15 protein-coding genes are annotated in these 13,447 nt (G+C 44.5%); 11 read left to right on the forward strand and 4 right to left on the reverse strand.

Translation table 11 applies throughout. The features are described from left to right. The first annotated feature begins 302 nt into the window (after positions 1-302). From H6F63_RS23630 to H6F63_RS23660, 7 genes are all read left to right on the forward strand, one after another. On the forward strand, positions 303-584 hold the full coding sequence (locus H6F63_RS23630) for an HU family DNA-binding protein (RefSeq protein ID WP_190417972.1): 282 nt from the start codon (positions 303-305) through the stop codon (positions 582-584). Between the two features lie 26 nt (positions 585-610). Next, positions 611-1,693, forward strand: coding sequence for a threonine-phosphate decarboxylase CobD (cobD, locus tag H6F63_RS23635; RefSeq protein ID WP_190639817.1), 1,083 nt, complete (start codon positions 611-613; stop codon positions 1,691-1,693). An 83-nt stretch (positions 1,694-1,776) separates the two neighbouring features. Then, positions 1,777-3,240, forward strand: coding sequence for an NAD(P)/FAD-dependent oxidoreductase (locus tag H6F63_RS23640; RefSeq protein WP_190639818.1), 1,464 nt, complete (start codon positions 1,777-1,779; stop codon positions 3,238-3,240). 66 nt (positions 3,241-3,306) lie between these two features. Beyond that, positions 3,307-4,836, forward strand: a complete 1,530-nt coding sequence (locus H6F63_RS23645) for a thymidylate synthase (protein ID WP_190639819.1) — start codon at positions 3,307-3,309, stop codon at positions 4,834-4,836. Further along, positions 4,833-5,375 carry a deaminase gene (locus H6F63_RS23650; RefSeq protein WP_190639930.1) on the forward strand — a complete coding sequence of 181 codons (543 nt, stop codon included), beginning with the start codon at positions 4,833-4,835 and terminating at the stop codon, positions 5,373-5,375. Before H6F63_RS23645 ends, H6F63_RS23650 begins: the two co-directional genes overlap by 4 nt. 57 nt (positions 5,376-5,432) lie before the next feature. Further along, positions 5,433-5,786 carry a hypothetical protein gene (locus H6F63_RS29545; RefSeq protein WP_199298235.1) on the forward strand — a complete coding sequence of 118 codons (354 nt, stop codon included), beginning with the start codon at positions 5,433-5,435 and terminating at the stop codon, positions 5,784-5,786. 374 nt (positions 5,787-6,160) lie between these two features. Continuing rightward, positions 6,161-6,637, forward strand: coding sequence for a nucleoside 2-deoxyribosyltransferase (locus H6F63_RS23660; RefSeq protein ID WP_190639820.1), 477 nt, complete (start codon positions 6,161-6,163; stop codon positions 6,635-6,637). On the opposite strand, the gene H6F63_RS23665 is transcribed toward H6F63_RS23660, so the two are convergent. Continuing rightward, positions 6,634-7,170, reverse strand: a complete 537-nt coding sequence (locus H6F63_RS23665) for a P-loop NTPase family protein (protein WP_190639821.1) — start codon at positions 7,168-7,170, stop codon at positions 6,634-6,636. The two genes, H6F63_RS23660 and H6F63_RS23665, sit on opposite strands and share 4 nt — an antisense overlap. A 195-nt stretch (positions 7,171-7,365) precedes the next feature. Here H6F63_RS23665 and H6F63_RS23670 point away from each other — a divergent pair, with 195 nt between their 5' ends. Further along, positions 7,366-7,950, forward strand: a complete 585-nt coding sequence (locus H6F63_RS23670; protein ID WP_199298236.1) for a nucleoside monophosphate kinase — start codon at positions 7,366-7,368, stop codon at positions 7,948-7,950. A 185-nt stretch (positions 7,951-8,135) separates the two neighbouring features. Further along, positions 8,136-8,864: a ribonuclease PH gene (gene rph, locus H6F63_RS23675; protein WP_190639822.1), complete on the forward strand. Its 729-nt coding sequence runs from the start codon at positions 8,136-8,138 to the stop codon at positions 8,862-8,864. A gap of 1 nt (position 8,865) precedes the next feature. Here the strand turns inward: rph and H6F63_RS23680 are convergent, their stop codons facing one another. Beyond that, positions 8,866-9,219 carry a DUF29 domain-containing protein gene (locus tag H6F63_RS23680; protein ID WP_190639823.1) on the reverse strand — a complete coding sequence of 118 codons (354 nt, stop codon included), beginning with the start codon at positions 9,217-9,219 and terminating at the stop codon, positions 8,866-8,868. Positions 9,220-9,432: 213 nt separating this feature from the next. Continuing rightward, a complete protein-coding gene (locus H6F63_RS23685; RefSeq protein WP_190639824.1) occupies positions 9,433-9,873 on the reverse strand; it encodes a DUF29 family protein in 441 nt (146 codons plus the stop codon). Positions 9,874-10,248: 375 nt separating this feature from the next. Between H6F63_RS23685 and bchB the strand changes: the two genes are divergently transcribed. Continuing rightward, positions 10,249-11,775, forward strand: coding sequence for a ferredoxin:protochlorophyllide reductase (ATP-dependent) subunit B (gene bchB / locus H6F63_RS23690; protein WP_190639825.1), 1,527 nt, complete (start codon positions 10,249-10,251; stop codon positions 11,773-11,775). A 110-nt stretch (positions 11,776-11,885) separates the two neighbouring features. Then, positions 11,886-12,740, forward strand: a complete 855-nt coding sequence (locus H6F63_RS23695; protein WP_190639826.1) for a DUF4351 domain-containing protein — start codon at positions 11,886-11,888, stop codon at positions 12,738-12,740. Positions 12,741-12,909: 169 nt separating this feature from the next. On the opposite strand, the gene H6F63_RS23700 is transcribed toward H6F63_RS23695, so the two are convergent. After that, positions 12,910-13,296 carry a hypothetical protein gene (locus tag H6F63_RS23700; RefSeq protein ID WP_190639827.1) on the reverse strand — a complete coding sequence of 129 codons (387 nt, stop codon included), beginning with the start codon at positions 13,294-13,296 and terminating at the stop codon, positions 12,910-12,912. Between the last annotated feature and the right edge of the window lie 151 nt (positions 13,297-13,447).

A 13,447-nucleotide genomic window follows, 5' to 3' on the forward strand; every position in this document is an offset into this window, starting at 1 on the left:
AGGGGGCTTATTTGTGGAATAGGGAGAGTTTTTGAACCCGAAACTGGCGTTTACGACTCTAAGAAATACTCCATTAGATAGACTTAATCAAAAAAAATCCCCAAGTCTACATAACTTAAAGGTTTCAACGATCCATATCTAACGTCCACACTTTAGAATAATGCAGTGAAACTTCGAGGGCGTGGGAGTTTCAGCTTTTTCAAGGCTAAAATTCCTCTCGAAGAACCGTGCCTATAGCCCTTTTTTGAGACTGTAGAGGTGCAAAAAGCACGTTTTGTATAAACCGTTTGGAGTGATGAAACATGAATAAAGGTGAATTGGTTGATGCCGTGGCAGATAAGGCTAATGTCACGAAGAAGCAAGCTGACGCGGTTTTGAGTGCTGCTTTGGAAGCCATCATGGAAGCTGTTTCTTCTGGCGATAAGGTGACTTTGGTGGGCTTCGGCTCTTTTGAGTCACGGGAACGCAAAGCTCGTGAGGGACGTAACCCTAAAACTGGCGATAAGATGGAAATTCCCGCGACTAAGGTTCCAGCATTTTCTGCTGGTAAATTGTTTAAAGAAAAAGTCGCGCCTGAAGAATAACAGCTTATCTAAAGCGGCAAAAATCCTTGAGGCCACCTGTTCACGGGGGTAACTTAGCCTGGGCAGCTTCACTGGCAGGCTGTTCCCCCCACCTAATTCTTGATTTTTCGGCTAGTATCAATCCGTTGGGGCCTCCCCCAGCGGCACTTGCGGCTATTGAGGCGCATATTCAGTACCTGGGAGCCTATCCTGACCCGGAATACCACGATCTGCGGCTATCTCTGGGTCAGCTACATCAACTTGCACCTGATTGGATTCTGCCCGGTAATGGCTCGGCAGAGTTGCTAACTTGGGCTGGCTGGGATTTGTCATCCCTTGCAGTAACTTGTCTGGTAACGCCTGCCTTTAGCGATTACTGGCGATCGCTGTTGGCGTTTAAGGCGGTAGTGCTGAATTGGGAATTGGGAATTGGAAATTGGGAATTGGGGCAAGAGATGCTTTTGCGTCTTGCCTCTTTCAACCCAGCTTCGGCTGGTTTATTAATTAATAACCCGCACAATCCCACTGGTCGGATGTTTTCGAGGGATGAAATTATACCATATTTGGAACAATTTGCTTTGGTGGTGGTGGACGAAGCCTTTATGGATTTTCTGCCACCAGACCGAGAGCAAAGTTTGATTTCAATGGTACAGGATTACCCAAATTTGGTGATATTGCGATCGCTAACTAAGTTCTACAGTCTGCCAGGGCTACGCTTAGGTTATGCGATCGCGCACCCCGACCGACTCCGCCGTTGGCAAACTCGGCGCGACCCTTGGCCTGTCAACACTTTAGCTGCTGCTGCTGGTATAGCTGCGGTACAGGATACAGAATTTCAACAGCAAACTTGGAATTGGTTGGAACCCGCAAAGTTACAACTGTTTCAAGGGCTGGCGCAAATACCGGGGTTGCATCCTTACATGGGTGCAGCTAATTTTTTACTCGTTGAGTCAGAACAACCCAGCCCACAGGTACAGTCCAAACTTCTCCAGCAGAGTAAGATTCTGATTCGTGATTGTGTGAGTTTTCCAGAATTGGGCGATCGCTACTTTCGGGTGGCGGTGCGTTCCGAGGCGGAAAATCAGCGCCTAATCGCAGGTTTGGCAGCAATCGGAGTAAATAACCATTAGCGATCGCTAATAACTAAGGTCAGACTGGCAATTGGCAATTGACAATTAGCTATTATCAATTAGCTACTGACAAATGACTAATTATGGCAGTTGAGTACGACTTAGTTGTAATAGGAGGTACACAGGCAGGGCGCTATGCGGCAATTGCTGCTGCCCATCTGCAAGCCCGCGTTGCCTTAATTGAAAATACGCCGCCAGGGTTGTCCTTACATTCTGGTATCTATAACCAATCTTTAACTCAGGTTGGGCGAGTTCTTCAGCAGACGAGTAACGCCGATCAATTTGGTGTTTATTGGGATAAGGCTGATGCAACTTCCCCGCAGCAAATCCCTGAAATTCGATTTAGCGAGGCAATTCAGTGGGCATCCGGCGTTGTCTCCACCTTAGAAGAACAGAATTCGCCAGCAGTTTTGGCTTCTTTGGGCGTTGATGTAATTATTGGTGAGGGGGAATTTTGCCGCAAACCTTACCTCGGCTTTGTCGTCAACGGACGGAAATTGCGATCGCGTGCCTACCTAATTGCGACAGGTTCAAATAAAGCAACAACCGAAATCGACGGACTACAATCTACTGGCTATCTGACACCAGCAGATTGGCAGCAGAAATTCCCTGAAAAACTACCCAAAGAGTGGGTAGTGATTGGCGGCGGCGCAACTGGCACTGAAATGGCGCAGATTTTAGCGCGGTTGGGTGCAGATGTTACTTTGGTGGCACGTAGTTCCCACATCTTAGCCAAAGAAGACCCAGAGGCAGCTAGGCTAATTCAAGCGCAACTGGAAGCCGAGGGTGTCCGCATCCTGACGCAAACAGACGTGACACAAGTAAAACAGATTGATGGCAAAAAGTGGGTTCTAGCTGGCAACAAAGCTATCGAAACTGATGAAATTTTGCTGTGTACGCCATCATCGCAGCCGATCAAATCCTTAAATTTGGAAGGCGTTGGGGTGAAGATGAATCGGCATGGCATTCAGGTGAACGAGAAGCTACAAACCAGGAATCCCCGGATCTACGCCTGTGGAGACGTTGCTGGTGGTCATCAGCTTCCTCACATCACCCAGTACGAAGCCAGCATCGCCCTGAAAAATGCCTTATTTTTGCCCATCTTCAAAGCAAACTATCGCGGCATCCCCACAGCGGTTTTTTCTGACCCCATGTTGGCACGAGTTGGTTTAACAGAGGAGCAAGCCAGAGGCATCTATGTTAAGGATGTCGTAGTGTTGCGGCAATATTTCAAATCTGCAAGTAAAGCCCAGATGTTGGGGGAAACAACTGGGTTTTGTAAACTTATTTTGCGTCGCAATGGACAAATTCTCGGCAGCTGCATCGTTGGAACTCAAGCTGATGAGTTGATTTACATCATTGCTTTGGCGATACAGCAGAAAATCAACGTGAATGCTTTGTTGCAGTTGCCTCCCATTTCTTCCACCCTGTCAGAAATTATTTACCAAACCGCGCAAGAGTGGCATCAACAGCGACTCAGCAAGAATACTGGGTTGCAAGATTTCCTCGAAGGCTTTTTCAATTTCAGGCGATCGCGGTCTTCATAAATCTTTAAAAACTTACTCAAATGGTGTGCTGTTATGGCAAGATAAAGAGTTTGTAACTCAATAGACATGACAGCAACGGGTCGGGCAATCGAATTCCAATACAAACCACTACACAAGCCAAACCAGCTGATTTGCGGGAAAGGGCAGACGGCAGTCATCACGGGGTGGACTGTTAAGCAAGCGATCGCCAAACATCTGCAACCCCACGAATATGCTGTTATTGGGCAGCTTTACTCTCCAACTAGGGGCATTAGTTTCCTGATTAGGAACCTGCTAGCTAATCCCCATGTGAGATTTTTGGTTATTCTAAACGCTACAAAGGAAGATCGTAACGCTGGCGGTGGGACGTGTCTGTTGGACTTCTTTCGGCATGGATTTGCAGAAGGCAAAACTGATACTGGGCGCAGATGTTGGACGATTAACTCTCGCATCCCTGGGTACATTGATATTGAGATTTCAGATAGTGCTTTAAAACAATTACGGAAATATGTAAGAGCCGACGAAGCCGAATCAATAGAGCTTGCAGTAGATTTAGTAAAGTCTCACGCAACACAGGGCGTGAGCGCTCCGTGGGGTTCCAAATTGGAATTTCCTAATACCGAAGTAGTGCCAACTGTACTACCTGGGCAACTTTATGGACATCGCATTGAAGGAAAAACCATTGCCCAAACCTGGGTAAAAATAATTCATCGAATTAAGACAACCGGAATAATCCGACCCACTGGCTACGATGGATATATTCAGGAATTGATCAACTTAATGGCTGTTGTTACTGACGAGCCGGATAATTTCTACTTTCCTGAACCGAATTATTTACCTGTTGATCCTGAAACCATCAAAAACTATATTCCTCAAATCTTAGAAGATGCTCCTTATGTAGAAGGTATTAAATACACTTACTCACAACGGCTTCGCTCTTGGTTTGGGCGCGATCAGATAGAAGATGTAATTCAAAAACTTATTGGAGAAATAGACGCGGCTAGCGCTGTTATGAATCTTTGGGATTCGGGGGGGAATATCAACCGCAGAGAAGATGGTACATCAGATCATCAACATAGTGGTTCACCATGCCTAAATCATATTTGGGTAAGAGTTGTCAATGGAAATCTTAGCCTGACAGCTACACTCAGGAGTAACGATATGTTTGGCGCATGGGTGGCAAATGCTATGGGTCTAAGGGCATTGCAAAAGCATATTACAGATGAAATCACGAGACGTTCCGATTATAAATTAAAGATGGGGCCGCTAATTACAATAAGTCAGTCTGCTCATATTTATGATGATACTTGGGAAAATGCTGATAATTTAATCCAGCAACAGTATGCGTCAATTTGCAAACAACAGGACTACTACGATCCGTCTGGAAATTTTTTAATCGAGATTACAGATAGTCAGATAGCTGTCACGCAAACAACACCAGGTAGCGGTGAAGCTGTTGCTTGCTACTTCGGGAAGAATCCATTGAAGTTAGTAAGAGAAATTTGTGCGGCTTCTCCCGCAATACGTCCAGACCATGCAGCTTATTTGGGAATGGAGTTACAGAAAGCCGCTGAATGTCTCAAAACAGGTAAGCAATACATTCAGGATAGAGAATAGTGTACGAATCTTCTCAACGACCGACCTGGGATGAATACTTTCTCATGTTGGCTAAACTTGCAGCAACTCGCTCAACTTGCCTTGCATTTCCAGTGGGTGCGGTAATCGTTAAAAATAAGCAAGTTGTAGCTACAGGTTACAACGGCTCGCCGTCAGGCTCTGCTCATTGTACAACTCAGGGATACTGTTATCCTGGTCTTAGTAGTTGCGATGCTAGTAAAGCGATGCCATCCCGTGCTGTTCATGCTGAGGCGAATGCGATAGCCCAAGCTGCTAAGCACGGAATTTCTACTGATGGTGCCAGTATTTACGTCACCCTTGAACCTTGTCTATCTTGCTTAAAGCTAATTATTTCAGCAGGGATTTATGAAGTTTTTTATGAAACTCCTTTCAACAGTGGAGAAAATATCCTGGTGAGGGATTCCTTTATCCAAGATGGTTTAGTTACCCTCAAACAAATTCCGCTGTCTGAAGAAACAGCAAAAAGAGCAGCTTTGTTTCTGTTGAATCCTACATCTGTTGCCAGAACTTTCGCCTAAAATAGCTAAGGTATAAATCCGATAACCCCTGGAGAGCAATATTTATGGAGCTTAATCATGTTTAGCGATGAAGACATCAAAAAAGCCATGAATGATTTCAAAAATACTCGTGAAGATGGGCTAGATATAGAAGATTTTGAGCAAAAGTATTTAACCCCTGTTGGTTATGACCTAAGAGTAGGAAAACAAGGATTTTCTTGGAGTAAGAAATCAGTGATTGATATTGAAAAAGATGGAAAAATATATATAGATGCTAATGATACGGTAGTGATAAGAACTTTGGAGTCTTTAATTCTTTCAAAAAAAGTTTCAGCCACTATACATTCAATGGTCTCAAAGATTATTCCTAAAGGCTTATCTAATATTTCTACTACGATAGATCCTGGATGGTCAGGCAAATTACTAATTTGAGTTCGTAATTACCGTGATAGTCCTACAGAACTCAGATTTAAAGAGCCTTTCTGTACGGTTTGTTTCTACGGAGTTAACCTTGCATCCAAAACAAATCTCGGCAGACCTATTGACAGAGATGATCTTTGGGATCAACTTTTAGAGAAAGCTGAACTAGAAAAAGAAAGAATAAATACAGAAAAAAACACCAGACAACAAAAAATAGAAAACGAAAATAAAAATCGCCTTAGTTTGAGTATTTTCTTGGCTATTGTGGCTTTAATTTGCGGGATTACAGCCTCTTTAATTAATCCTGCTGTCGGTTCTTCTATAGCTGGATTCCTAGCTGTGATAGCCCCTATTGTTTATGATAGGTTGAAACCTATATCTAAGTCATGAGTATAATACATACACAAAAAATTTACATATCTGGCGCTTTGACTGGGATTGAGAATTCAGCAGCAATCAAAGCTTTTTATGAGACTATTGGCTCACTTTGCGAGGAAATAGGGTTTGAGGCTTATGTCCCGCATATAAATACTGACCCTATCAATAATCCTGATATCAGCCCTCGTCAGGTTTTCGAGACAGATAAACACCAAGCAAGCACATCAGATTTGGTTATTGCTTACCTTGGTTCCCCATCTTTTGGCGTAGGTATGGAGTTAGCTTACGCCGAGACAAACTCTATCCCCATTATTCTTCTATATGAAAAAGGTAAGGAAATATCAAGATTCCCGCGCGGCATCCCCACAGTAATAGTTGAGATTCAATTCAAAGATTATGAGGATGCCTTAACTCAACTCAAGAGTGTTCTAGAGCAGTGGAAACTACAGAACCTAACGAAACCATTATCAGTTTCCTCATCTTAGGGTCTGTGACTCCGGCGTATCTCGGTAATTTGATCGGCAACCTCCAGAAGCACGTGGGGCATTTCTGGCCCTGTCAAAATGATATCCACATGGGCGGGGCGTTTTTCTAAAAAAGCCAGTACCTCAGATTCGGGAATTAAGCCAAAGTTAATCGCCAAACTCAATTCATCCAGAACCACGAGAGAATATTTGCCCTCGTACACTACATTTTGTGTATGCTGCCACAACTGGAGTAACGATTGAGTTTCTGCCTCTTCGAGGTGTGGCGTGTCAATACAACGGGGAAGATCGCAGCGAATCCAATCTAGATTTTGCCCTAGCTGCATCGGATGCTCGTGTCCCTGACCAATTCCGCCTTTGAGGAACTGTACCACTAAAACTGGGGTTCCTTGTCCCGCGATTCGTAAGGCTTGCGCCATCACGGTTGTAAAAAAATTGCGGTGAGAACTGGTGAATACTTGTACCAGCCCTTGAACGGTATAAGGTAAGCGTGGCGTGGAATTGAGAGTAGGGCTTTCTAACTGAGCAACCATAGGGCAATGTTTAATGGTACATGGCTTGCCAAAGAAAAATTATCAAAGGCAAACGATATGTAGTGTGCTTTTATATTTTGCATCATAATCAAACACTAGATATATTTATCCGTCAATAGGTGGGTGTGATGTTGCTGCTTGCCAAAGCAGTCACGCTCGGTACGCGATAGATGGCAAAATAGCCAATACTTAAGCATGATTCCATCGCAGCAGGAGCAAGGTGCAGTGAGACTGGTAATTTTGGGAGGGCCAGGGGCAGGTAAGGGAACGCTGGCGGCAAGGTTATGCACCCAACTGAATATCCCTGGCATTGCTACTGGGGACATATTGCGACAAGCGATCGCTACTGCTACTCCACTAGGTCTAGAAGCCCAACCTTATGTGGACAAGGGTGAGCTAGTACCCGACCCAAATATGATTGAATTCATGCGCCAGCGCCTCCTACAACCGGATGTAACGGCTGGTTGGCTGTTGGATGGATATCCGCGTACCGCTTTCCAAGCAGAAGAGTTAGATTTTCTGTTGGACGATTTGGGGCAACATCTAGACTGGGCAATTTGGTTAGAGGTGCCAGAATCAGTGTTGATGAGCCGTTCCTTAGAGCGATCGCGTCCCGATGATTTACCAGAAATCGTACAGCGCCGCATCGATTTATTCCAAGAGCGCACTATCCCCATATTGGAATATTACGAACATCGTCAGCGCCTGTTAACCGTCAACGGCGACCAAACTCCAGAGCAAGTACAGCACGAGATTTTACAAAAACTTAATCTTAGTTAGCTTTCAGCAGAGAAGATTTTTAAACGCAGAGGTAGCGCTGTCGCGTCGCTTTGCTAACGCAAAGGTTCGCAGAGTCCTTTGCGTATCTTTGCGCTTAAAAAGTAATTTAAGCCTGCAAAGGATATAGTTACGCTAAACTGACCACTAACTGCTGTATTCTAATCAAGGATTTTGAGGCAAGTGCGATGTCTTGGCAACGTCCTGATGGTCGGCAACCTGATCAACTTCGTCCGATTCGTTTTGAGCGAATGTTCACCCGATTTGCCGCTGGTTCGGTTCTGACTAGCTGCGGCGATACCCATGTTCTGTGTAGCGTGACCATTCAAAAGGGTGTTCCCAAGTTTTTAGAAGGTAGCGGTAAAGGCTGGCTAACTGCTGAGTACCGAATGTTACCCAGCGCCACACCCCAACGCCAAGAACGGGAATTTCTCAAGCTGTCTGGACGCACTCAAGAGATTCAGCGATTGATTGGGCGCAGTCTCCGGGCATCTCTGGATTTGCAGGCGCTGGGAGAACGCACGGTGACTGTGGATGCGGATGTTTTACAGGCGGATGCGGGAACCCGTACAACGTCGATTACAGGCGGTTTTGTGGCGCTTGCAGATGCTTTGGATAAATTGGTGCAGATAGGAGAGTTGGAGCGATCGCCTATTCGTCATCAAATAGCTGCCGTGTCTGTCGGACTTTTAGAAGGTGAGCCATTTTTGGATTTGAACTACGTTGAAGATGTTGGCGCTGAGGTAGATTTCAACGTGGTGATGAACGAACATCTGGGCGTAATTGAAGTTCAAGGAACTGCGGAGGAAGGAACTTTTAACCGCACTCAGATGAATCAAATGTTGGACTTAGCAGAAAAGGGTATTCAAGAAATGCTAATAGCACAGCGCGAAGCTTTAAAAATTGTGTTTAGCTAAATTAATATTCTGCTAACAAGCTGTATTCTTCCTCAAATACCTCTTCCCAAGAAAGTGAAGTAATTTCGCACTTTATATTCATTTCATCCTTAGCATCTTTGACCGCTTTAATAAAGCATTTTTCCCAGATAGATTCAAGAAATTCTCGATTTAAGCTAGGTTTTGCCTCTTGAGTATCTTTAATTTCTCTACGAGCAGAAGTAATAGTGATAACCCAGCTAGAACTTCGACCTTCTGGTTGACATTTCCATTTTATAGTATGACTTATTAACCGAATTAATTGACTTTTGACAGCTCGTTTTTCTACTTTTCCCATTTCCTCGATTAGATTATATAAACTCTCGGTAACTTCCATATGGACTTTCCTCCTGTAAGAGTTTTTGTAGTGAGAGGAACCGCACCCCGCCATAGCCTACGGCTATGTGTGGCTTACGGGCTGGCTTGCTCTCTAAGGGCTGTTCTTGTGGGGTTCCGGGTTCTAGAGATTTGTGGGTAATCAACCGGATTTGATATAACGCCTAAAGTTTATAAGGGTAGATTTGCACGCAACGGGATGCTCCTAATATGTTCATCGTAATAAAGTGTACTCATCCTCAAACACTTCTTTCCAAGAAAGTGATGTAAATTGAGATTTATTACCCATTTCGATTTCAGCTTCTTTCAAAGCTGCATCAAAGCATTTATCCCAGATGGATTTAATAAAATCTTGATTTAAGCTAGGAACTTCCTCTTGACTGTCTTCAATTTCTGTACGCGCTGAACGAATAATAAGACTCCACTCTGAAACTCGACGTTCAGGTTGACATTTCCACTTAAGAATGTGACGCATCAGCAAGATTAGCTGGTTTTTTATTACCCGTTTTTCGACCCCTTCTAAAGCTTTTATTAACTCATCCAAACCCTCGCTTGATTCAATCAATTTTCCCTGATTCAAAAGTTGCTGAACAGCCACCGCAGTTTGATAGTGAGAACTAGCTGTTAACCATTCCCATTCATGTTTCGTTGACATTGCCACTTCCTATCTATAAATTAATGGTTAGCTATTGACTTTTTAATATATTTATGATTTTAAAGTTGCTTCCACTACCGATTATATAGATATCAGCCTATAGTTACTATGGAAATACTAGGTGGTAATTGAAACGGAATGTGGAAAAAAATTAAGATTAATTGCGATGACAGGGAAGCGCGATCGCGCTTTCCTAACCTTGCATCCTAGTCATCAAGCACATTACAACCTCTTTTCCATGTTGACGAGGTTAACAATTTCTCTAAAGCACAGCCGCATTGATGTTTGAGAGAATCTGAGACAATAAGCCTTTGCAATCAACTATTTCAGCCGCCTCCAGACACAAAATTAGGAATCACCATAAGGGAGAAATCTATGAAATTGGCTTACTGGATGTATGCAGGCCCAGCTCACATCGGCACCCTGCGCGTCTCTAGCTCCTTCAAGAACGTCCACGCCATCATGCACGCGCCGATTGGGGATGACTACTTCAACGTCATGCGATCGATGCTAGAGCGCGATCGCAACTTCACCCCAGTTACCATCAGTTCCGTTGACCGGAACGTTTTGGCGCGTGGCTCCCAGGAAAAGGTGGTGGACAACATCACCCGCAAAGACGCTGAGGAACACCCAGACCTGATTGTGCTGACTCCCACCTGCACTAGCAGCATTCTCCAAGAAGACCTGGAAAACTTTGTGGAACGAGCTTCCATAGAAACCAAGTCAGACGTGATGCTGGCGGATGTGAACCACTACCGCGTCAATGAACTGCAAGCAGCCGACATCACCCTGCGGCAAATTGTCCAGCTTTACATCGAAAAAGCCCGGAAAAAAGGCGATTTACCAGAAGGGAAAACGGAAAAGCCCTCAGTTAACATTCTCGGAATTTCCAGCCTCGGATTTCACAATCACCACGACTGCACCGAGTTGAAGCGGTTGATGGTTGATTTGGGAATTCAGGTAAACGAGGTAATTCCCGAAGGCGCATCAGTTCACAATCTCAAGAATTTGCCTAAAGCCTGGTTTAACCTGGTTCCTTACCGCGAAATCGGCCCAATGGCAGCTCGTTACCTAGAGCAAGAATTTGGGATGCCTTATGTAGATATTACGCCGATGGGTGTGGTAGAAACAGCGCGTTGCATCCGCAAAATTCAGGAAATAATTAACGCTCAAGGCGCAGATGTTGACTACACAGACTACATCAACGAGCAAACTTTGCACGTTTCACAAGCCGCTTGGTTCTCCCGTTCAATTGACTGCCAAAATTTGACTGGTAAGAAAGCTGTGGTGTTTGGCGACAGCACCCACGCCGCCGCTATCACCAAAATTCTGTCAAGAGAAATGGGGATTCACGTTGTTTGGGCAGGTACTTATTGTAAGTACGATGCTGAGTGGTTCAAAGAGCAGGTGGGCGAATACTGCGATGAAGTGATTGTCACCGAAGATCATGGTCAAATTGGGGATGCGATCGCTCGTGTGGAACCTTCTGCCATCTTCGGCACCCAAATGGAACGTCACGTCGGTAAGCGTCTAAATATTCCCTGCGGCGTAATTGCAGCACCGATTCACGTGCAGAATTTCCCCATCGGTTACAAGCCATTCTGCGGCTACGAAGGCACCAATCAAATTACAGATTTGATCTACAATTCCTTCACTTTGGGAATGGAAGATCACCTCTTGGAAATCTTCGGCGGACACGACACCAAAGAAGTGATTACCAAGGGAATTTCTGCTGATTCTGACCTCGGTTGGAACAAAGAAGCACAAGCAGAACTCAACAAAGTTCCTGGTTTCGTGCGCGGCAAAGTGAAGCGCAACACCGAGAAATTTGCACGCGATCGCGGCTTCAACGTCATCACCCTAGAAGTTATGTACGCAGCTAAAGAAGCAGTCGGCGCGTAATTCAGCAGTCAGCCATTAACAAATAGCAGCCAGTTTTTAGGGCTGGCTGCTATTTGTTAAAAAATTTACTATTAAATTTATTTCCTGTTTATTAATAAAAGGTAAATTATATGACTCAAACTCAAGTAGCAATTTCTAAAACATCCTACACTATCAAGTGGGAAAACTTACCCGATGACTTTCAATTACCTGACGATCCAGTGGAAAACATTTATCATCCTTTATTAGCATCGGCGCTGCGAGAAATTCTGGAAATCGCAGATTTTATTACTGCATCCATGATTATCGCTTCCAACTTTGGTATCTGCGCCACTGTGAACGAGAAAATAGTTGTAAAAGCACCTGATTGGGTTTACATTCCCAATGTGTCACCCGTCGCAGCAGGAGTCATTCGCCGCAGTTATACGCCTCATGCGGAGGGTGATATCCCAGCAGTTGTTATGGAGTTTCTATCAGATACCGAACAGGGTGAATATTCCGCTAAATCTACTTATCCCTATGGAAAATGGTACTTTTACGAGCGCATTTTACAAGTACCAATTTATGTAATTTTTGACCCTAATCATGGGACATTAGAAGTCCATGACTTAGTAGAGGGACACTATCAACTGCGACAACCCGATGCGAATGGACGTTACTTGATCGCATCAATAGGTTTATTTCTGGGAGTTTGGCAGGGAACAAAGGCAGAAGTAACTGCTAATTGGTTACGGTGGTGGGATGATGGAAATATGCTACCTTGGGGAGTCGAGCGAGTAGAACAGAGTTTACAGGAAGGAATTCAACAAGGAAAGTTGACAATTGTTAATCGTTTGCTGGCTCGAAGAATCGGCGCGATCGCTCCCGATTTACAATCAACAATAAACAGCTTATCTGCAACCGCTCTCGATGAATTGAGCGAAGCTTTATTAGACTTTTCAGATGAAACAGAACTAGCGACTTGGCTAGCGCAGCATCAAGCATAAACGTTTTGGAGTTTGAGAGCGATCGCCTCTTCAGCGTCATCACCGTTGAACAGATGTACGCCGCTAAGGAAGTTGTCAGTGCGTAGTTTAGTGGTTAGCAATAGCGGATAGTGTAGAGGAAAGCCTCTCGCTGGTGGTTTGGCGAGAGGCTTTCCTCTACAGCTTAGTTTTAAGGTTTAGATTTCCTCACTTCGTTTTCAAGAATCTCACAGAACACGCTTTCTGGGTACTTCCCTCCGCCTTTACCATAAACCTTGGTGTAGATGGCAATTGCGTCTCGCACCTTTTGAAACGGGGAATTATTGATCTTAATCGTTAATGTCGGAGTCAATTTGATTCCAGCGTCCTTTACTTCCTCAAGGATCTCAGCTACCGTAGGTGGCTGAGTAGCTAGCGGAGCACAAACACCGCTGAACTGCATTAGACGAATGACAGGTTCTACACCGATAGAGCCACCAGCAGCTTGGAACACTGTAGCCAGAAGCTTATGGAGTTCCTGGATAACTTCAAGACGCTGGGTATCCGATGGTGTAGAGTTTGAGCTAAAATTAGTCATGAAAGACCTCCTCCAGAGGTTGAAAACTGGAAAATCAAGTAAATTTTTCCCGGAAGCCGGCTGTCCTACCAGTCGGCTTTCTTTTGTCTATTTTATGGGTCTGCACAGTTTTCTGCAAGCAAAGCATTTTGTGCAGGGGAAGTATATCCAT

The organism is Trichocoleus sp. FACHB-40 (assembly GCF_014695915.1).
Classification (GTDB): domain Bacteria; phylum Cyanobacteriota; class Cyanobacteriia; order Cyanobacteriales; family FACHB-T130; genus Funiculus; species Funiculus sociatus.